Source organism: Comamonadaceae bacterium OTU4NAUVB1, assembly GCA_024372625.1.
Lineage (GTDB): Bacteria > Pseudomonadota > Gammaproteobacteria > Burkholderiales > Burkholderiaceae_C > Variovorax.
Map to the genome: position 1 here is coordinate 1,147,209 of CP099605.1, position 18,572 is coordinate 1,165,780.

The window sequence follows — 18,572 nt, forward strand, 5'->3', positions numbered from 1 at the left end:
CCCGGCTGCCGGCCCGTGTGCCGCGACGTCAGCCGCTGCGCGCCGCGTGCTTCTTGCCGATGGCGTGGACGATGGCCGGGACCTCGGCCGACAGTTCGCGCGCCAGATAGCCCAACGGTCCGTGGCGCCGCCCGAGCGCGTGGCCGGCGCGCGCGTGCAGCAGCACGCCCCAGGCGCTGGCCTGCAGGGGCGACAGTCCGCGCGCCGCCAGCCCGCCGATCAGACCGGCGAGGGTGTCGCCCGAGCCCGACGTGGCCAGCCCGGGCGTTCCGCCGTCGAAGCGCCAGGCGCCTTCGCCCGGTTGCACGATGAAGGTCTCCGCGCCCTTGAGCGCGACGCACGCGTTCCAGCGCGCGGCGGCCTCCCGCGCGGTGCCCAACGGGTCGTCGCACACCGCCTCCTTGGTCAGCCCGGTCAGGTGCGCCATCTCGCCCGGGTGAGGCGTCAGCACCACCGGCTGGTCGAAGGGACCGTCGCGCGCCACCGACATGGCGTAGGCGTCCAGCACGACCACGGCCTCGCGCAGCAGCGGCAGCAGCCCGCGCACGAAGGCGACGCTGCGCGTCTCGTCGAGCATGCCCGGGCCCAGCACCACGGCACCGGCCTTCGCGGCGACCGATTCCAGCGCCGCGCGCCCCCGGGCCAGCAGGCCGCCGCCCTTGTTCTCGGCCAGGGCGATGACGCGCGCCTCGGGAATCGCCAGCGCCAGGCCGAGCGCCACGCGCTCGGGCGCGGCGATGGTCAGTTTTCCCGCGCCGACGCGCAGGGCCGCGACGGCGGCCAGGAGCGCCGCGCCCGGGATCTCGTGGCTGCCCGCCACGACCAGCACGTGGCCGCGCGTCTCCTTGTCGGCCGTGCCTTCGGGGGCTGGCAGCGGCCAGCGCGCGAGCGCGGCGTCGTCGATGCGCCGGGGCGCCGCCGGTGCAGCGCCGGTCCGCGGACGTGCGCGGGTCTTCGCCGGCGCATCGGCAATGGCGTCGGCCGCGCGGCGCGGCCGTGGGGAAGCGGCGGTCATGGCTTGGGCGAGGTCTGCTCGTCGGGCTCGGTGGTGACCGGCGTCGCCGCCTCGCGCAGCGGCGCGAGGAAGTTCACCAGGTCGAGCGCCATCACGTCGTCCTGGTCGGCGGGGCTGTCGTCCGGACGCGCGCGGTAGGAGGTGACCGCGCAATTGGGCACGTCGCCCTGGCGGTCGATGTCGAGGATCCGCTGCTCGTCCATGTGCTCCATCAGGTAGCGCATGCAGTTGACGATCACCTGGTGGCCCACCACCAGCACGCGCCGTCCGGCGTACTCGCGCGTCACCATCTCCAGCAGGCTGCGCAGGCGCAGGATGACGTCGCACCAGCTCTCGCCGCCCGGCGGGCGGAAATAGAACTTGCCGACGTGGCCGCGCTGTTCGTCGAGTTCGGGGTGCTTCTGCTGGATGCCGAAGCGCGTCAGGCGGTCCAGGATGCCGAATTCCTTCTCGCGCAGCCGCTCGTCCAGGCGCAGGCGCACGCCCTGTCCGGCGCCCAGACCGGCGCTCTCGGCCAGCAGGCGGGCCGTCTCGCGGGCCCGCACGTAGGGCGAGCACAGGATGACCTCGGGCCGCTCGTCCGGGGGCAGCCGCCCGAACCAGTCGCCCACCGCCTGCGCCTGCTCGACGCCGAGGTCCGACAGCGGCACGTCGATGTCGCGCCAGGCGATGTCGATGACCGGCAGGCCGCCGGATTCGGCGGCGTCGCGCGCGACGTTGCCGGCGCTCTGGCCATGGCGGATGAGCCAGAGCGTCCGTGGCCAGGCGGTGGTGGAGGAAGCGGGGGAGGAGGAGTTCGCTGTGGAAGGCATCGGGCCATGATAGGAAGCGCCTCCGCGCCATTCCGTAGGCGGAGGCCGCCGGCATTCACAGCGCGTTACGGCGCGGGTGCCGGTCGCGGTTTTAATCGGGTGGTCGTCAAACAACGGATTTCGTCCATGCCCGAGCGTCATTCATCGGATTTCAGACCCGTGCCCGAGTCCTCGCGTGGCTTCGGTGGCGTGTTGCTGGTCCTGGCCATCCTGGCCGGCGCCGCCGGTTTCGCCTGGTGGTACTGGCTGCGGCAGCCCCCGGTGCCGGCCGACGTGTCGCCGCCGTCGGCGAGCGTGCCCGACCAACCCGCGGCCGAAACGCCGCCGCCCGCGTCCGAGCAGGCCATCGGTCCGCAGCACCCGATCGACGCCGTGGCCCCGCCCGAGGGCGCGCTGCCGCGCCTGAACGATGCCGACGCGCGCGTCACGGCGGCGCTGGGCGAACTGCTCGGCGGTGCGAAATCGCTGTCCTTCCTGCAGCTCGACGGTTTCGTGCGGCGCGTGGTGGCCACGGTCGACAACCTCGTGCGCCCCCAGGCGGCCGCGCGCATGTGGCCGGTCCAGCCCGCGCCCGGACGCTTCACGGTGGCAGGCGCGGCGGGCGGCCCGCAGACCATCGACGTCGCCAACGCGGCGCGCCACGGGGCCTTCGTCGCCTTCGTCGAGACCATCGACGTCGGGCGCGCCGCGGCGCTCTACGCCCGGCTGTACCCGCTGTTCCAGGAGGCGTACGAGGAGCTGGGCTATCCGGGGCGCTATTTCAACGACCGCCTGATCGCCGTCATCGACCACCTGCTGCAGGCGCCCGAGCCCGAGGGGCCCGTGGCGGTGACGCTGGTCGAGGTGAAGGGCGAGTACGCGACGCCCCGGCCCTGGACGCGCTACGAGTTCGTCGACCCCGAACTGGAATCGCTCTCCAGCGGCCAGAAGCTCCTGGTGCGCATGGGCGTGGCCAACGAACGCCGGCTGAAGGCACGGCTCGCGGCGTTCCGCGAACGCATCGCCGCGGGCGCCGTCGCGACCCGGCGCTGAAGCCGTCGCCGGCGCGCCGGCCCGGCGCCGCCGGCGTTCAGTCGGCCTCGGCGTAGGCCTCGACGGGCAGGCAGCTGCAGAACAGGTTGCGGTCGCCGTAGACGTTGTCGACGCGGCCCACCGGCGGCCAGTACTTCGCCGACCGGAGCGCGGCGATCGGGTAGGCGCCGAGTTCGCGCGCATAGGGCCGCGACCATTCGGTGCCCAGCAGGCTCGCGGCCGTGTGCGGGGCGTGCTTGAGCGGGTTGACGTCCTTGGGCCAGACGCCTTCCTCGACGCGGCGGATCTCGCCCCGGATGGCGATCATGGCGTCGATGAAGCGGTCGAGCTCGGCCAGCGGCTCGCTCTCGGTGGGCTCGACCATCAGCGTGCCGGGCACCGGGAAGCTCAGCGTCGGCGCGTGGAAGCCGTAGTCGATCAGCCGCTTGGCGACATCCTCGGCGGTGATGCCGCAGCGCTTGGCGATCGGGCGCAGGTCCAGGATGCACTCGTGCGCGACGTGGCCGTTGGGGCTGGCGTAGAGCGTGGGGTAGTGGTCGAGCAGGCGGGCGCTGACGTAGTTGGCGCTCAGGATGGCGGTCTCGGTGGCGGCCTGGAGGCCGTCGGCGCCCATCATGCGGCAGTACATCCAGCTGATCGGCAGCACCGCCGCGTTGCCCAGCGGCGCGGCGGAGACGACGCCCACGGCGTGCTCGGGCAGCACCGCGGCGTCGGGGTTGGCGCTCGCGTGGCCGGGCAGGAAGGGCACCAGGTCGGCCACCACGCACACCGGGCCGACGCCGGGGCCGCCGCCGCCGTGCGGGATGCAGAAGGTCTTGTGCAGGTTCAGGTGGCTGACGTCGCCGCCGAACTCGCCCGGCGCCGCCACGCCGACCAGCGCGTTCATGTTCGCACCGTCGACGTACACGCGACCGCCATGGGCGTGCACCAGCTCGCACAACTCCTTCACGCGCGTCTCGAAGACGCCGTGCGTGCTGGGGTAGGTGATCATCACGGCGGCGAGGTCGGAGGCGTGCTTCTCGCAGGCGCGTTTCAGGTCGTCCATGTCGACGTTGCCGTTGGCGTCGCAGGCCGTCACGACCACCCGCATGCCGACCATCTGCGCGCTGGCCGGGTTGGTGCCGTGCGCCGATGACGGGATCAGGCAGACGTCGCGCGCGCTGTCGCCGCGCGAGGCGTGCCAGGCCCGGATGGCCAGCAGGCCGGCGTACTCGCCCTGCGAGCCGGCGTTGGGCTGCAGGCTGATGCCGGCGTAGCCGGTGGCCTCGCAGAGCCAGTCGCGCAGCTGCCGGTCGAGTTCGGCGTAGCCCTCGCGCTGGTCGGCCGGCGCGAACGGGTGGATGTCCGCGAATTCGGGCCAGGTGACGGGAATCATCTCGCTGGTCGCGTTGAGCTTCATGGTGCAGCTGCCCAGCGGGATCATGGTGCGGTCGAGCGCGAGGTCCTTGTCGGAGAGGGCACGGATGTAGCGCAGCATGGCCGTCTCGCTGCGGTGCGTGTTGAACACCGGGTGCGCGAGGAAGGCGCTGGTGCGGCGCAGGGCCTCGGGGATCATCGGCGTGGCGTCGGCGGCGAGCGCCTCGAAGCGCGGCATCGCCACGCCGGCGGGCACGAACAGCGCCCACAGCGTCTCGATGTCGGGGCGCGTGGTGGTCTCGTCGAGCGAGACGCCCAGGTGCTGCTGCAGCCGGTGGCGCAGGTTGACGCCGGCGGCCTCGGCGCGCGCGACGATGGCGGCGGTGGCCTCGCCGGTCTTCACGGTCAGGGAGTCGAAGGCGGTGTCGTTGACGGTCTCGAAGCCCATCTGCGCCAGGCCGCGCGCCAGCAGGCCGGTGAGGGTGGCCACGCGGCGCGCGATGCGCGCGAGGCCGTCGGGGCCGTGGTAGACGGCGTACATGCTCGCCACCACCGCGGGCAGCACCTGCGCCGTGCAGATGTTCGAGGTCGCCTTCTCGCGCCGGATGTGCTGCTCGCGCGTCTGCAGCGCCAGGCGCAGGGCGGGTGCGCCGTGGGCGTCGACGCTCACGCCCACCAGGCGGCCGGGCAGCGAGCGCTTGTAGGCGTCGCGGCAGGCCAGGTAGGCCGCGTGCGGGCCGCCGTTGCACATCGGCATGCCGAAGCGCTGGGTGGTGCCGCAGACGATGTCGGCGTCCCATTCGCCTGGCGGCGCGAGCAGCGTGAGCGCCAGCAGGTCGGCCGCCACGCACAGGGCGGCATCGTGGCGGTGGGCGAGGTCGGCCAGCGCGCGCAGGTCGTGCACCTGCCCGGTGGTGGCCGGGTACTGCGCGAGCGCGCCGAAGAAGTCGCCCGCCTCCATCAGCTGCGGCAGCGACTGCGCCGCGGTGCTGACCCTGAGCTCGATGCCCAGCGGCGCCGCGCGCGTGCGCAGCACCTCGATGGTCTGCGGGTGGCAATCGCCCGCCACCAGGAAGACGGTGCTCTTCGCCTTCACGCTGCGGCGCGCGAGCGTCATGGCCTCGGCGGCGGCGGTCGCCTCGTCGAGCATCGAGGCGTTGGCGATGGCCATGCCCGTGAGGTCGCACACCATGGTCTGGAAGTTCAGCAGCGCCTCCATGCGGCCCTGCGAGATCTCGGCCTGGTAGGGCGTGTAGGCGGTGTACCAGGCCGGGTTCTCCAGCACGTTGCGCAGGATCACGCCCGGCGTGTGCGTGCCGTAGTAGCCCTGGCCGATGAAATTGCGCGCGACCTTGTTCTTCGCCGCCATGGCCTTGAGTTCGGCCAGCGCCTCGGCCTCGCTCGCGGCGCCCGGCAGGTTCATCGGCCGCGTGCGGCGGATGGCCGCGGGCACGATGCCGTCGATCAGTGCGGCGCGCGTGGCCGAACCGATGACCGGCAGCATGCGTGCCTCGTCGGCCGGCGAGATGCCGATGTGCCTGGGAATAAATTCACCGGCGGTGTCGAGGTCGCTCGGAAGGGAGGAAGCGTTGGATGGCATGGCGGTGCGCAAGGATGGCGGGCTTCAGCCGGCGGCGAAGGCGTCGTAGTCGGCCGCGTCGAGGAGGGCGTCGACCTGCGCGGCGTCGGACAGCTTGACCTTGAAGAACCAGCCGGCGCCCAGCGGGTCGGTGTTGGCCAGACCGGGGTCGGCGCGCAGGGCCTCGTTGACCTCGGTGACCTCGCCCGAGACGGGCATGAAGACATCGGCGGCGGCCTTGACCGACTCGACCACGCCGGCGACGTCGCCCTGCGCGTAGGTCGTGCCGACCTCCGGCAGGTCGACGAACACCACGTCGCCCAGCGCGTCCTGCGCGTGCACCGTGATGCCGACGGTGGCGGCATCGGCGCCGGTGGTGTCGACCCACTCGTGGTCTTTGGTGAACTTGACGGTCATGGGGAGGGCTCCTGGGAAAGGGAAGGAAGAGGAAGCAAAGGGAAGGGAGAAGCGTAGCGGGGCCGGCGGCGGCGCGTGTCGGCGGGCGGGCGGCGTCGGCGGCGGACGCACGGGATCAGCCCCGGAAATAGCGCGCCGGCACGAAGGGCAGCGGCACCACCTCCATCGGCACGGCCTTGCCGCGCACGCGCGCCTGCAGCCGGGTGCCGTGCGTGGCCAGGGCCAGGGGCACGTAGCCCATCGCGATGGGTCGGTCGACGGTCGGCGCGAGCAGGCCGCTGGTGACCTGGCCGACCCACTGGCCGTCGACCGATTCGAGCGGCGTGCCGTCGCGCACCGGCACGCGCTCGAGCGCGACCAGGCCGACGCGCCGGCGCGCGGTCGCCCCGCCATCGGCCGCGTCGAGCTGCGCCAGCACGCGGTCGGCGCCGGGAAAGCCGCCGGCGCGCGCGCCCCCGGTGCGCCGCACCTTCTGCATCGCCCAGGTCAGCGCGGCCTCGACCGGCGTCGTGGTGCGGTCGATGTCGTGGCCGTAGAGGCACAGGCCGGCCTCGAGCCGCAGCGCGTTGCGCGCGCCCAGGCCGATCGGCAGCACCTCGGGCTCGGCCAGCAGCCAGCGCGCGAGCGGTTCGGCATCCCTGGCGCGCACCGAGAGCTCGAAGCCGTCCTCGCCGGTGTAGCCGCTGCGCATGACGAAGGCGGCGATGGCGGCATCGCCCGCGCCGATGCGCACCGCGCCGCCGGTCATGAAGACGAAGCGATCGATGCCGGGCGACAGCCGTTCCAGCACGGCCGCGGCCCGCGGACCCTGCAGGGCGAGCAGGGCGTGGTCGGGCAGGGGCTGCACCTCGCAGCGCGCTGCGATGCGGGTCCGGATGTGCGCGAGGTCGGCCGCCTTGCAGGCGCCGTTGACGATCACGAAGTAGGAACCGCCTCCCTCGTTGAAGCACATCAGGTCGTCGAGGATGCCGCCCTCGTCGTCGAGCAGCAGTCCGTAGCGCTGCCGGCCGGGCGCGAGCCCGATGACGTCGATCGGCATCAGCGATTCGAGGGCGGCAGCGGCGTCGGGACCGACGAGGCGCAGCTGGCCCATGTGGGAGATGTCGAAGAGCCCGGCGGCGGCACGCGTGTGGCGATGCTCGGCGACGAGGCCGGTGGGGTACTGCACAGGCATCGCGTAGCCGGCGAAGGGCACCATGCGCGCGCCGAGCGCGACGTGCAGGTCGTGCAGCGGGGTGCGCAGCAACGCGGCAGTGTCGGCGGCATCGACGGGAGAAGCGGGGGCGGCGGTCATGGAACGCTTTCCGGTGAACGAGGGGCGGATCGAATTCCACGGCTCGCAAGCCGTGGGCCACCCCTGCTGTCCGCTCTACCTGAGAGATTCGCCCCGTCCTCGCACCGGTCCCGGGGGTTGCTCCTTCGGTGGACCGGCTCCGTCGCCCTCGAGCGCGCACCGGTCTCTCTCCAGCAGGGAAACGCCCGCCTGAGCGGACGCTTCGTCAGTCCTTTTGCCTGAGCGTTTGGAAATGATCCTGCGCCTTCGGCGGCCTTCGCTGGGAAGGCTCTCTCCTGACCCGGGCGAGTGTAGTGGAGGATGCCGCGTCGCCCGCTGACGGGTGTGTCGCTACTTGAAACCGAGCGCGCGCGGCAGCCAGGTGCTCAGCGCCGGCACGAACGTCAGCAGCACCAGCACCGCCCCGTGCGCCCACAGGAACGGCACGAGTTCGCGCACCAGTTGCGACATCGGCACCTTCGAGACGTTGCAGGTCACGAACAGCAGCCCGCCCACCGGCGGGGTGATCATCCCCAGGGTGAGGTTGTAGATCACGATCATCGCGAAATGCACCGGGTCGACGCCCAGCTTGATCGCCACCGGCGCGAGGATCGGCGCGAGCACCATCACGCCGGGCAGCGGCTCGATGAAGATGCCGAACAGCAGCAGGAAGACGTTGACGATGATGAGGAACATCCACGGCGACAGCTTCATCGAGATCAGCCACTCGGCCATCTGCTGCGGGATGCCCTCGATGGTCAGCACCCAGGCGAAGGACGCCGACAGGCCGATGATGATCAGCACCGAGGCCGACAGCAGCGCCGAGCGCTCCAGGATGTTGGGCAGCGCCTTCCATTCGAGCGTGCGGTAGACGAACTTGCCGCACAGCAGCGCATAGAACACCGCCACCACCGAGGCTTCGGTCGGCGTGAACCAGCCCGCGCGCATGCCCCCCAGGATCACCACCGGCAGCAGGATCGCCGGCAGCGCCTTCCAGCTCGTGACGAGGATCTCGCGCAGCGGCGGCAGCCGGCCGTCGCCCTTGTAGTTGCGCTGCCTGGAGACGTGGAAGTTGACCGCGCACATCGCCCCCGCGATCAGGAGGCCCGGCAGGATGCCCGCGACGAACAGCGAGCCGACGGAGACCGTCTCGTCCTGCAGCGCATAGATGATCATGATGATCGAGGGCGGGATGATCGGCCCGACGATGGCGGTCGAGGCGGTGAGCGCGGCGGCGTAGGAGCGGTCGTAGCCGGCCTTGCCCATCATCTTGATGAGCATCGACCCCGGCCCGGCCGCATCGGCCAGCGCAGAGCCGGAGATGCCGGAGAAGAAGGTGAGCGACACCACGTTGGTGTAGCCCAGCCCGCCGCGCTTGTGGCCGACGAACTGCCCGGCGAAGCGCAGCAGCACCTCGGTGAGCGAGCCGCCGCTCATCAGTTCGGCCGCCAGGATGAAGAAGGGCACCGCCATCAGCGGAAAGCTGTCGATGCCCGTGAAGGTCTCCTTGAGCAGCACGAGGAGCGGGTAGCTCTCCGCCAGGATCAGGGTGGCGGCCGTGGCCATGCCCAGCGCGAAGGCCACCGGCACGCCGATGGCCAGGAACACGCAGGCGGAGACGATGAGAACGATGCTGGCATCCATGCCGCGGCTCCTACAGCGAAGCGCTGGCGTTGGCGTCGAAATGCGCGTCGGAGCGGAATTCCCGCCGCAACACGTAGCCCTTGACGACGAAGGCGAAATGCACGATCAGCAGCACGCCGCCGATCGACATCGCGCTGTAGATGTAGCCGAAGGGCAGCTGCGTGACCGCGGTGAGCTGGAACATGGTGCGCTGGATGTAGAGCCAGCCGTACCAGACCAGGAAGCCGAAGAAGGCGAACAGCAGCGCCGCGACGATCGCGCGCACCACGACGGCGCCCCGCCCGGGCAGGGCGTCCTGCAGGTTCTCCACCGCGATGTGGCCGCCGTAGCGCAACACCGGCCCGGCGCCCAGGAACGTCAGCCAGATCATCATGTGGCGCGACACCTCCTCGGCCCATTCGAGCGAATGGTTGGTGAGGTAGCGCAGCGCCACGTTGACGAAGATGATGACCGACATCGCAGCCAGCAGGAGGATCAGCGCCCAGCGGTTGGCGGCTGTGAAATGGCGCTCGAAGGCTTGCACGGTCCGGGAGGCCTCTTACTTGACGTCGGTGATCTTCTTGATGTTGTCGGCGCCGAACTCCTTGGCGTACCCGACATAGGCCGGCTTGAGCGCCTCGCGGAAGGCGGCGCCGTCGACGGTCCGCGTGACCTTCATGCCCTGGCTCTCGAGCAGGGCGATGCCGCTGTTCTCGTCGTCGTTGACCTTCTTGCGCTGGGCCACCGCGGCGGTCTGCGCCGCCGCGACGAAGACCTTCTTGTCGGCGTCGGAGAGCTTGTTCCAGGTCTTGGGCGACATCAGCAGCAGGGCCGGTGAGTAGACGTGACCGGTCATCGACAGGTGCTTCTGCACCTGGGAGAACTTCGACGCCAGGATCACCGGGATCGGGTTCTCCTGGCCGTCGACCGTGCCCTGCTGCAGGGCGCCGAACAGTTCCGGGAACGCCATCGGCGTGGGCAGGATGCCGAAGGTGCGGTAGCCGTCCATGTGCACCTTGTTCTCCATGGTGCGCATCTTCAGTCCGGCCGCGTCGGTCGGCTTGACGATGTCGCGCTTGTTGTTCGTCATGTGGCGAAAGCCGTTCTCCGTCCAGGCCAGCGCGACGATCCCCTTGGCGGGGAACTTGGTCAGGAGGTCCTGGCCGATCGGCCCGTCCATGACCTTGCGCGCGTGGTCGTAGTCGCGGAAGAGGAACGGCAGGTCGACGATGCGGACCTCGGGCACGAAGTTGCCCACCGGGCCGGTGGAGGTGTTGAGCAGGTCCTGCGTGCCCAGCTGGATGGCCTCGATCTGCTCGCGCTCGCCGCCGAGCGCGGAGTTGGCGAAGTGCTGGCACTTGTAGCGCCCCTGGGTGCCCTTCTCGACCTCGTCGCAGAAGACGGTCGAGCCGACGCCGTAGTGCGATTCCTTGGAGGTGGCGTAGCCGATCTTCAGCGTGGTGGTCTGTGCCTGGACGCCGGAGGCGCCCGCGAAGCCGAGGGCGAGCGCGAGGGCCGTGGCGAGGATGCCGTTGTTCATGGGTCGTGTGTCTCCGGGATGGTCTGGCGCCCCAGCGGCGCCCCGCCGGACTATGCGTCACCCCGGCCCCGTTTCGCGTCGGGGGTTACACGGACACGGGAGCGAAAAGAACCGGATTGGTCAGGCCACCGGCCGGCGCGCGGACTTCGGGCGGAAGGCTGCGCAGACCGTCGCGTCGGTCTCCAGGTAGGGCCCGCCGATCAGGTCGATGCAGTAGGGCACGGCGGCGAAGATGCCGGCGACCGCCTGCGAGCCATCGTCGTCGCGCAGGCCCTCCAATGTCTCGGCGATGGCCTTCGGCTGCCCGGGCAGGTTCAGGATCAGCGCGCGGTCGCGGACGACGGCGACCTGACGCGACAGGATCGCCGTGGGCACGAAGCGCAGGCCGATCTGGCGCATCTGCTCGCCGAAGCCGGGCAGTTCCTTGTGCGCCACCTCCAGCGTGGCCTCGGGCGTGACGTCGCGCAACGCCGGTCCGGTGCCGCCCGTGGTCAGCACCAGCGAACACCCGGCGTCGACCAGTTCGATCAGCGTCGCGGCGATGACGGAGCGTTCGTCCGGAATGAGGCGCGCCTCGAAGACGACCGGATTGCGCAGGGCGCGCGTGAGCCAGGCCTGCAGCGCGGGCAGGCCCTGATCGACGTAGACGCCGGTGGAGGCGCGGTCGCTGACCGAGACGATGCCGATGCGCACCGGGTCGAAGGCGATGCTCACGACGCGCTCCGGGTTTCTTCCCCGTCGTCGGGCGCGTCGGCGTCCCGCCCGGAGAGCCCGGCACGCACGACCTGGAAGATCTCGCGGTAGGCCTTGCCCTGGCGCGGGGCCTCGCCGGCGGGGCCGGCCTTGAGGTCCTTGCGCGCCTGTCGCACCAGCGCGCGCAGCTGCTGGCTGTCGGTGGCCGGATGCGCCTCGATCCAGCCACCGAACGCGTCGTCCTCGGCGATCAGGCGGTCGCGCCAGCGCTCGGCCTCGTGCAGGGTCGCGGTTTCCTCGGCGGGCCCGCGATGCTGCTCGTCCAGCGCGGCGCGCACGAGGTCGAGCGTGGCCGGATCCAGGCCACGCATGAGTTTGCCGATGAACTGCATCTGACGGCGCCGGCCCTCGAAGTTGGTGATGCGGCGCGCTTCCGCCACGGCGTCGACGAACTTCTCGCTCAACGGCAGCCTGTCGAACAGGCCCGCGCGCAGGCCCAGCAGGTCCTCGCCGATCTTCTGCAGCTCGGCGCTCTCGCGCTTCAGATCGGTCTTGCTGGCTTCGTCGGTGCCCTTGAGCTCGCGTTTGAGCTCGAGGTCGAGTTCGCTGCCTTCGGCAACGAATTCGCCGCGCACGTAGTAGCCTTTTTTGGGTTTGCGGGACATAGGTCGATCGGTGGCCGCAATGGACCGTGTCAGAGAGGGAAAGGGGGGCGCAAGTATCATAGCCAGCACATGACGACATCCACTTCGCGCGCCGAATCCGGCTTCGCCTACAGCCGCTCCTTCTTCGAAAACCTGGTCGACTCGGCCCTCGCGCATGCGAAGAAGCTCGGGGCCACCAACGCCGGCGCCGAAGCCTCCGAAGGCTGCGGCCTGAGCGTGTCGGTGCGCAAGGGCGAGCTGGAGAACGTCGAGCGCAACCGCGACAAGTCGCTGGGCATCACCGTCTACATCGGCAACCGGCGCGGCAACGCCAGCACCTCCGACTTCTCCGACGCCGCCATCGCGCAGACCGTGCAGGCCGCCTACGACATCGCCCGGTTCACCGCCGAGGACCCGCTCAGCGGCCTGCCCGACGAAGCCGACATCGTGCGCGAGCAGCCCGACCTCGACCTGTTCCATCCGTGGGACATCGACAGCGAGCGCGCCGCCACGCTGGCCCTCGAATGCGAGGCCGCCGCGCTCACGACCGACCGCCGCATCACCAACAGCGAGGGCGCGGGCGTGTCGGCCCAGCAGAGCCACTTCTTCAGCGCCCACACGCACGGCTTTCGCGGCGGCTATGCCAGCTCGCGGCACTCGATCTCGGTGGCACCGATCGCCGGCAAGGGCGACGACATGCAGCGCGATGCCTGGTACAGCTCGATGCGCTCGGCCGACGAGCTCGCCAGTCCCCAGGCGGTGGGCCGCTATGCCGCCGAGCGGGCGCTCTCGCGTCTCGGGTCGCGCAAGATCAAGACGACGCAATGCCCGGTGCTGTTCGAATCGCCCCTGGCGGCCGGGCTGCTCGGTGGACTGGTGCAGGCCACCAGCGGCGGGGCCCTCTACCGCAAGAGCACTTTCCTGCTCGATTCGCTCGGCAAGCAGGTGCTGCCCAAGCACATGGACGTCGCCGAGGACCCGCACGTCCCGCGCGGCAAGGGCAGTTCGCCGTTCGACGACGAGGGCGTGGAGACGCGGGCGCGCAAGGTGGTCGACGGCGGCCGCCTGCAGGGCTATTTCCTGAGCACGTACTCGGCGCGCAAGCTGGGCATGCGCACCACGGGCAACGCCGGCGGCTCGCACAACCTGACGCTCACCTCACGCCTGACGAACCCCGGGGACGACCTCGACGCCATGCTGCGCAAGCTGGGCACGGGCCTGTTCGTGATCGAACTCATGGGCCAGGGCGTGAACTACGTGACCGGCGACTATTCGCGCGGTGCGAGCGGCTTCTGGGTCGAGAAGGGCCGCATCGCGTACCCGGTGCAGGAGATCACGATTGCCGGAAATCTCAAGGACATGCTGCTGGGCATCGAGGCGGTCGGTGCCGATGCCTACAACCACGGCGCCAAGACGACCGGATCGCTGCTCGTCAACCGGATGAAGATCGCCGGCAGCTGAGGCGGCACCGCCGGGCCGGCAGCGCATCGCGCGCCGTCGGTGGACGCGCCCGGGAACGCGTCAACCGGCGAGTGCGGTCTTGACGGCCGCGCTGACCTGGCCCATGTCGGCCTTGCCGGCCAGGCGGGTCTTCACGGCGCCCATGACCTTGCCCATGTCGCCCGGGCCCTTGGCGCCCAGTTCGGCCACGATCGCCCTGACCTCGACGGCCACCTCGTCGGCGCTCAGGCGCTGCGGCAGGTAGACCTCCAGCACCTTGATCTCGGCGGCTTCCTTGTCGGCCAGGTCGATGCGGCCGCCCTGGGTGAAGGCGGTGACCGAGTCCTTGCGCTGCTTGACCAGCTTGTCGACGATGGCGACGACCGCCACGTCGTCGAGTTCGACGCGCTCGTCGACTTCCTTCTGCTTCATCGCCGCGAGCAGCAGGCGGATGGTGCCCAGGCGTTCGGCGTCCTTGGCGCGCATGGCGGTCTTCATGTCTTCGGTGATCTGGTGCTTGAGGCTCATGGGCGTCTTCCTTGGAAATCGAACATCGGGAGAGGTGGAGGCAAAAACAAGGCCGCGGCAGGTTTCCCTGGCGCGGCCGGTGCGTGTCTCGGTGGGCGTCGCCGGTGCTCGATGGAAGCAGCGGACCGGCCCGGCCTGACGGGACTCAGTACAGCTTCTTGGGCAGCTGCATGCTGCGCACGCGCTTGTAGTGGCGCTTGACCGCAGCGGCCTTCTTGCGCTTGCGCTCGGCGGTCGGCTTCTCGTAGAACTCGCGGGCGCGCAGGTCGGTCAGCAGGCCAAGCTTCTCGATGGTGCGCTTGAAGCGGCGCAGGGCGACGTCGAAGGGCTCGTTTTCTTTAACGCGGATGGTGGTCATTGATGAATCGTTGAATCGAAGTTGGCCCCAGGAGATCGAGGCCTGGCGCCGGGGTTCCTCAACTGGAGAAGTTTTGCGGCCGTTGAGGGGAGGCCAAAGTGAGCCGGAGATTATAGCCCGCTCGCGCGGGACTCACGCGAGCGGCTTGAGTGCCTGGGCGCAGGCGAAGGCGCTGGCCCAGGCCCACTGGAAGTTGTAGCCACCGAGCCAGCCGGTCACGTCGGTCACCTCGCCGATGAAATGGAGACCCGCCTGGCGCTTCGATTCCAGCGTCTGCGACGACAGCTCGCGCGTGTCGACGCCGCCCGCGGTCACTTCGGCCTTGCGATGGCCCTCGGTGCCCGTCGGCGTGACGCGCCAGCCGGCGACGCGCTCGGCAAGGGCCGCCAGCGCGCGATCGGCGGCCTCGTTGATGGGGCGCTGCAGCGCCGGGTCGTCGCCGACCCAGGCATCGGCCAGGCGCGAGGGCACCAGCGTCGCGAGCTCGTTGGCGATGCGCTTGCGCGAGCGTGACTTGGCCGCCCCCAGGGCCGCCGAGACGTCGGTGTCGGGCGCGAGGTCGATGGCCAGCGGCTGGCCCTCGCGCCAGTAGCTGGAGATCTGCAGCACCGCCGGACCGGACAGGCCCCGGTGCGTGAACAGCAGGTCCTCCAAGAAGGCCACGCGTTCCTTCTTCGCGCCGACCTCGATGCGCACCGGCAGCGCCAGCCCCGAGAGTTGCGCGTACGGCGCCCAGCCCTCGCCCGCGAACGTCAGGGGCACCAGCGCCGGACGCGGCGCGACCACGCGCAGGCCGAACTGCTCGGCGATGCGATAGCCGAAGTCGCTGGCGCCGATCTGCGGGATCGCCAGGCCGCCGGTGGCGACGACCAGTTGCGGCGTCTCCACCGGCCCGCGCGCGGTCTCGATGCGATAGCCGCCCGTCGGCAGGGCCGCGACGGCACGCACGGCGCAAGGCTGCCAGCGCTCGACGCCACCGGCCGCGCATTCGGCCAGCAGCAGGTCGACGATCTGCTGCGACGGTCCGTCGCAGAACAGTTGGCCCTTGTGCTTCTCGTGATAGGCGATGCCGTGCTTCTCGACCAGCGCGATGAAGTGCTGCGGCGTGTAGCGCGACAGCGCGGAGCGGCAGAAGTTGGGGTTCTCGCCGATGAAATGACGCTGCGGCGCGCGCACGTCGATGTCGCGGTTGGTGAAGTTGCAGCGCCCGCCGCCGGAGATGCGGATCTTCTCGGCCACGCGCTCGGCATGGTCGACCAGCAGCACGCGCAGTCCGCGCTGGCCGGCCAGCGCCGCGCAGAACAGGCCGGCCGCGCCGGCGCCGATGACGACGGCGTCGAACGACGCCGCATCGGCGGCGCACTGGAACGCAGGAGGAAGGGGCGCCTGGGCGGCGGGAACCGTGGGGGTGGTGGGGGCGGTGGACGAGTCGGACATGCCGGGAGAAGGTGGGCGCGACGCCGCGGAGGCCGGAATTCTAGGCAGGCGCGGGCCGAGCGCCGGACTCAGCGCCGCCGCCCGGCCACGGGCGGGGTGGGCATGGCCCGCGCCGGTGGTTCGGCCGGCCGGGCGGCGGCGGCCAGGCCGTGGAGGACGTCGCCCACGACGATGACCGAGGGGCTGCCCAGGCCGGCCTGCACGATGGCCACGCCCAGGCGCGCGAGGGTGGTGGCGACGTGGCGCTGGTGCGGCAGGCTCGCGTGCTGGATCACCGCCACGGGCGTGTCCCCGGGCAGGCCGTGGAGCAGCTCGGCCTGGATGTGCGCCGCCCCGGCCACGCCCATGTAGATCACCAGCGTGAGGCGCGCCTCGCGCACCGTCGCGGCCAGCGCGCGCCAGTCGGTGGGGTCCTGGGGGGCGGCCGCGCCGGTCTTGGCGTGGCCGGTGACGAACACCACGCCCTGGGCGTGGTCGCGGTGGGTCAGCGGCACGCCCAGGGAAGTGACCGCGGCGAGCCCGGCGGTGATGCCGTTGACCACCGCGCAGGCGATGCCCGCCTGCCTCAGGTGCTCGACCTCCTCGCCCCCGCGCCCGAAGATGAAGGGGTCGCCGCCCTTCAGGCGCACCACCGTCTCGCCCTCGCGCACGGCGGTGATCATGAGGCGCTCGATGAAGGCCTGGGGCGTGCTCTTGCAGCCGCCTCGCTTGCCCACGTGGACGATGCGCGCGCCCGGGCGCGCGTGGGCCGTGACGACGGCCTCGTCGACCAGGTCGTCGACGAACAGCACGGTGGCCGCGGCGATGGCGCGCGCGGCCTTGATCGTCAGCAGCTCCGGGTCGCCCGGGCCGGCCCCCACCAGCGTGCAGCTGCCGGCGGCGGCGGGGGAGGAGAAGGGCGTGGAAGCGGTCATGCGCGTCCGGCCAGGCGCAGGATGAATTCGACCTGCCGCGCGATGGCCGGCGGCAGCGGCATGTCGCCGGCGAGCACGGCGCGCGTGTAGGCGGCCGTGGTCGCGATGTCGATCTCGCCGGGCAGGCCTTCGACTTCCGACGCGGTGCCGGGCTGCTGGGCCTGGAGTTCGAGGCGCTCGCCGCGCACGAAACCGTCGACCTGCGCCGTGCGGCGTGGATCGGACACCACCTCGCCTTCGAGCCCGCGCGAGAGCAGGGCGGTCGCACCCACCAACTCGAAGGTCTCGCCCATGGTGCGCGCGTACTCCGGGTGCGTGTAGCTCGCCACCACCACGCACGGCCCGGCGGTCGGCCGGATCAGCTTCGTCACGCTGTGGGCCGGATTGCGCAGGCCCACCACGCGGCGCACGTCGAGCAGCCGCTTGAGCGCCGGGTTGAGCAGCTCGGTCGGCGCGAAGGCGACTTCGCCCGGGGCGACGGGCCGGATGCGTTCGAGTGGCGCGACATCCAGCGCCGCCAGGACGCCGGAGGCCAGCACGCGGTTCGCTTCGGTGGCGGTGCCGTGCACCAGCACCGGCAGGCCCTCGCGCGCGACCAGCAGCGCCAGCAGCGGCGTGAGCACCGGCAGCTTGCGCGCGCCGTTGTAGCTCGGCAACGAGACCAGCGCACGCGTCCCCGCCGGCACCATCGCGAGCCGCGCGTGCGTGGCGTCGAGAAAGCCCGCCATCTCCTCGGGCGTCTCGCCCTTGATGCGCATCGCCAGGCAGAAGGCCCCGATCTCCAGGTCGGTGACGTTGCCGTCGAGCACCTGGCCGAAGAGGTCGGCCGCCTGCTCGCGCGCGAGCGGCTTCGCGCCGCGGGCGCCGCGGCCGATTTCCTTGATGTAGTGACTGATTCCCATGGGTCGGAGGATTCTCCCGCAAGCCTTATGCCGGAACCAGAACGGGCTTATGCCGTGGTCGTGGGATGTGACCGGACCGGTGCCGCGACCTCAGAGCTGCAGGGCGACGACCGCCGTCACGCGGCCCAGTGGCGCCACGGGGATGGCGATGGTGGCGTCGGCCACGCACGGCAGGCCGGTGAGGAAGGCGCGTGCGAGCGGGCCGTCGCACGCCACCGTCAACGCGAGGCTGCCCGGTGTCGGCGCCGCCGCGCCCCGCGTGTCCTCGGAGAACCCGAAGGTGCGCTGCAGCGTCGTCGCGTCGGGGTCGGGCTCCCAGGTCTCCACGTGGCGGGCGATGGGCGTGGCCAGCGCGGAGAGGAACGCCATGACGAGGTTCGAGCCGTCGAGCGCGGCGCACGGAATGGCGAAGCCGCGGTTGATGCCGACCTTCACCGCGTCGTCGGCACGCAGGAAGCCCGAGCCCTTGCCCAGGTCGGGCAGGAACACCGGCCTGTGCCGCGCCCAGGCCATGCCCGGCAGGCCGTTGCCCTTGCGGAAGGCGGTGGCGCGCGAGATGAATTCGAAGGTGTCGCCGGTGGTGCCGTAGTAGCCATCGACCAGCGTCATGTCGTGCGATTCCTCCGGGTCGTTGCCCCAGAGCTCGATGGCGCCGGCATGCGCGGCGTCGTCGCCGCAGAAGAACACGACCACCGCGGCGACGCGTTCGCCGCGCCGCATCGGCACCGCGATGCCGCAGGTCAGCCCGGCGGCGCGAGCGGCCTCGGCGCGACGGAAGTACGAGCCTTCGAGCTGCTGGAGCACGATCGGCCGGCCCGTGTCCCAGGCGCGTCCGGGCAGGCCCTCGCCCCGGGAGAAGCGCAGGCCGGCGCTGGCGTCGGCCAGCGCGGCGGCATCGCCGAACAGGCCGCCGCCGAAGGTCAGCGACTCGCCGGTGGCATCGGGCACCCAGTACTCGATGGCACGGATGAAGGTCTTCATGGTGATGCTCCTCGCGGCGGAACCGGAC

General features: G+C 71.2%; 18 protein-coding genes and 2 riboswitches. Of the genes, 2 read left to right on the forward strand and 16 right to left on the reverse strand.

The features are described from left to right. Nucleotides 1-28 precede the first annotated feature (28 nt). Both NF681_08755 and NF681_08760 read right to left on the reverse strand, forming a co-directional pair. Nucleotides 29-1,015: an NAD(P)H-hydrate dehydratase gene (locus tag NF681_08755; GenBank protein UST55243.1), complete on the reverse strand. Its 987-nt coding sequence runs from the start codon at nucleotides 1,013-1,015 to the stop codon at nucleotides 29-31. Beyond that, a complete protein-coding gene (locus NF681_08760; protein ID UST55244.1) occupies nucleotides 1,012-1,827 on the reverse strand; it encodes a histidine phosphatase family protein in 816 nt (271 codons plus the stop codon). Before NF681_08760 ends, NF681_08755 begins: the two co-directional genes overlap by 4 nt. Nucleotides 1,828-1,953: 126 nt before the next feature. Between NF681_08760 and NF681_08765 the strand changes: the two genes are divergently transcribed. Further along, nucleotides 1,954-2,859 carry a DUF3014 domain-containing protein gene (locus NF681_08765; GenBank protein ID UST55245.1) on the forward strand — a complete coding sequence of 302 codons (906 nt, stop codon included), beginning with the start codon at nucleotides 1,954-1,956 and terminating at the stop codon, nucleotides 2,857-2,859. A 37-nt stretch (nucleotides 2,860-2,896) separates the two neighbouring features. Here the strand turns inward: NF681_08765 and gcvP are convergent, their stop codons facing one another. From gcvP to NF681_08805, 8 genes are all read right to left on the reverse strand, one after another. Further along, entirely contained in the window at nucleotides 2,897-5,815 is a 2,919-nt protein-coding gene (gene gcvP / locus NF681_08770; protein ID UST55246.1) for an aminomethyl-transferring glycine dehydrogenase, read from the reverse strand. 24 nt (nucleotides 5,816-5,839) lie between these two features. Then, nucleotides 5,840-6,211 carry a glycine cleavage system protein GcvH gene (gene gcvH, locus NF681_08775; protein ID UST55247.1) on the reverse strand — a complete coding sequence of 124 codons (372 nt, stop codon included), beginning with the start codon at nucleotides 6,209-6,211 and terminating at the stop codon, nucleotides 5,840-5,842. A gap of 115 nt (nucleotides 6,212-6,326) precedes the next feature. Then, a complete protein-coding gene (gcvT, locus tag NF681_08780; GenBank protein ID UST55248.1) occupies nucleotides 6,327-7,505 on the reverse strand; it encodes a glycine cleavage system aminomethyltransferase GcvT in 1,179 nt (392 codons plus the stop codon). 56 nt (nucleotides 7,506-7,561) lie between these two features. Continuing rightward, nucleotides 7,562-7,689, reverse strand: a riboswitch (glycine riboswitch). A gap of 12 nt (nucleotides 7,690-7,701) precedes the next feature. Beyond that, a riboswitch (glycine riboswitch) is annotated at nucleotides 7,702-7,793 on the reverse strand. Nucleotides 7,794-7,835: 42 nt separating this feature from the next. Then, complete coding sequence (locus tag NF681_08785; protein ID UST55249.1) at nucleotides 7,836-9,128, reverse strand: TRAP transporter large permease; 1,293 nt, start codon at nucleotides 9,126-9,128, stop codon at nucleotides 7,836-7,838. 10 nt (nucleotides 9,129-9,138) lie between these two features. Next, complete coding sequence (locus NF681_08790; protein ID UST55250.1) at nucleotides 9,139-9,651, reverse strand: TRAP transporter small permease; 513 nt, start codon at nucleotides 9,649-9,651, stop codon at nucleotides 9,139-9,141. A 15-nt stretch (nucleotides 9,652-9,666) separates the two neighbouring features. Next, a complete protein-coding gene (locus NF681_08795) occupies nucleotides 9,667-10,647 on the reverse strand; it encodes a TRAP transporter substrate-binding protein (protein UST55251.1) in 981 nt (326 codons plus the stop codon). A gap of 120 nt (nucleotides 10,648-10,767) precedes the next feature. Then, nucleotides 10,768-11,361, reverse strand: a complete 594-nt coding sequence (gene mog, locus NF681_08800; protein ID UST55252.1) for a molybdopterin adenylyltransferase — start codon at nucleotides 11,359-11,361, stop codon at nucleotides 10,768-10,770. Further along, the gene (locus tag NF681_08805; protein ID UST55253.1) at nucleotides 11,358-12,005 is read right to left on the reverse strand and encodes a DUF615 domain-containing protein; all 648 of its coding nucleotides are present in this window, start codon (nucleotides 12,003-12,005) and stop codon (nucleotides 11,358-11,360) included. Before NF681_08805 ends, mog begins: the two co-directional genes overlap by 4 nt. A gap of 69 nt (nucleotides 12,006-12,074) precedes the next feature. Here NF681_08805 and pmbA point away from each other — a divergent pair, with 69 nt between their 5' ends. Further along, nucleotides 12,075-13,445 (forward strand): metalloprotease PmbA, encoded by a 1,371-nt coding sequence (gene pmbA, locus NF681_08810; GenBank protein ID UST55254.1) that lies wholly within the window; start codon nucleotides 12,075-12,077, stop codon nucleotides 13,443-13,445. 60 nt (nucleotides 13,446-13,505) lie between these two features. Here the strand turns inward: pmbA and NF681_08815 are convergent, their stop codons facing one another. From NF681_08815 to NF681_08840, 6 genes are all read right to left on the reverse strand, one after another. Next, nucleotides 13,506-13,952 (reverse strand): GatB/YqeY domain-containing protein, encoded by a 447-nt coding sequence (locus tag NF681_08815; GenBank protein ID UST55255.1) that lies wholly within the window; start codon nucleotides 13,950-13,952, stop codon nucleotides 13,506-13,508. A gap of 145 nt (nucleotides 13,953-14,097) precedes the next feature. Continuing rightward, the gene (rpsU, locus tag NF681_08820; GenBank protein UST55256.1) at nucleotides 14,098-14,310 is read right to left on the reverse strand and encodes a 30S ribosomal protein S21; all 213 of its coding nucleotides are present in this window, start codon (nucleotides 14,308-14,310) and stop codon (nucleotides 14,098-14,100) included. 132 nt (nucleotides 14,311-14,442) lie between these two features. After that, on the reverse strand, nucleotides 14,443-15,747 hold the full coding sequence (locus tag NF681_08825; protein UST55257.1) for an NAD(P)/FAD-dependent oxidoreductase: 1,305 nt from the start codon (nucleotides 15,745-15,747) through the stop codon (nucleotides 14,443-14,445). Between the two features lie 68 nt (nucleotides 15,748-15,815). Next, the gene (cobA, locus tag NF681_08830; protein UST55258.1) at nucleotides 15,816-16,661 is read right to left on the reverse strand and encodes a uroporphyrinogen-III C-methyltransferase; all 846 of its coding nucleotides are present in this window, start codon (nucleotides 16,659-16,661) and stop codon (nucleotides 15,816-15,818) included. Then, on the reverse strand, nucleotides 16,658-17,563 hold the full coding sequence (gene ybiB / locus NF681_08835) for a DNA-binding protein YbiB (protein UST55259.1): 906 nt from the start codon (nucleotides 17,561-17,563) through the stop codon (nucleotides 16,658-16,660). Before ybiB ends, cobA begins: the two co-directional genes overlap by 4 nt. 90 nt (nucleotides 17,564-17,653) lie before the next feature. Further along, nucleotides 17,654-18,544 (reverse strand): GAF domain-containing protein, encoded by an 891-nt coding sequence (locus tag NF681_08840; protein ID UST55260.1) that lies wholly within the window; start codon nucleotides 18,542-18,544, stop codon nucleotides 17,654-17,656. Between the last annotated feature and the right edge of the window lie 28 nt (nucleotides 18,545-18,572).

What these genes read in the sequence shown, in the direction of transcription:
- NF681_08755 (UST55243.1), bottom strand. Translation starts at nt 1,015, where the DNA reads ATGACCGCCGCTTCCCCACGGCCGCGCCGCGCGGCCGACGCCATTGCC.
- NF681_08760 (UST55244.1), bottom strand. Translation starts at nt 1,827, where the DNA reads ATGCCTTCCACAGCGAACTCCTCCTCCCCCGCTTCCTCCACCACCGCC.
- NF681_08765 (UST55245.1), top strand. Translation starts at nt 1,954, where the DNA reads ATGCCCGAGCGTCATTCATCGGATTTCAGACCCGTGCCCGAGTCCTCG.
- gcvP (UST55246.1), bottom strand. Translation starts at nt 5,815, where the DNA reads ATGCCATCCAACGCTTCCTCCCTTCCGAGCGACCTCGACACCGCCGGT.
- gcvH (UST55247.1), bottom strand. Translation starts at nt 6,211, where the DNA reads ATGACCGTCAAGTTCACCAAAGACCACGAGTGGGTCGACACCACCGGC.
- gcvT (UST55248.1), bottom strand. Translation starts at nt 7,505, where the DNA reads ATGACCGCCGCCCCCGCTTCTCCCGTCGATGCCGCCGACACTGCCGCG.
- NF681_08785 (UST55249.1), bottom strand. Translation starts at nt 9,128, where the DNA reads ATGGATGCCAGCATCGTTCTCATCGTCTCCGCCTGCGTGTTCCTGGCC.
- NF681_08795 (UST55251.1), bottom strand. Translation starts at nt 10,647, where the DNA reads ATGAACAACGGCATCCTCGCCACGGCCCTCGCGCTCGCCCTCGGCTTC.
- NF681_08805 (UST55253.1), bottom strand. Translation starts at nt 12,005, where the DNA reads ATGTCCCGCAAACCCAAAAAAGGCTACTACGTGCGCGGCGAATTCGTT.
- pmbA (UST55254.1), top strand. Translation starts at nt 12,075, where the DNA reads ATGACGACATCCACTTCGCGCGCCGAATCCGGCTTCGCCTACAGCCGC.
- NF681_08815 (UST55255.1), bottom strand. Translation starts at nt 13,952, where the DNA reads ATGAGCCTCAAGCACCAGATCACCGAAGACATGAAGACCGCCATGCGC.
- rpsU (UST55256.1), bottom strand. Translation starts at nt 14,310, where the DNA reads ATGACCACCATCCGCGTTAAAGAAAACGAGCCCTTCGACGTCGCCCTG.
- NF681_08825 (UST55257.1), bottom strand. Translation starts at nt 15,747, where the DNA reads ATGTCCGACTCGTCCACCGCCCCCACCACCCCCACGGTTCCCGCCGCC.
- cobA (UST55258.1), bottom strand. Translation starts at nt 16,661, where the DNA reads ATGACCGCTTCCACGCCCTTCTCCTCCCCCGCCGCCGCCGGCAGCTGC.
- ybiB (UST55259.1), bottom strand. Translation starts at nt 17,563, where the DNA reads ATGGGAATCAGTCACTACATCAAGGAAATCGGCCGCGGCGCCCGCGGC.
- NF681_08840 (UST55260.1), bottom strand. Translation starts at nt 18,544, where the DNA reads ATGAAGACCTTCATCCGTGCCATCGAGTACTGGGTGCCCGATGCCACC.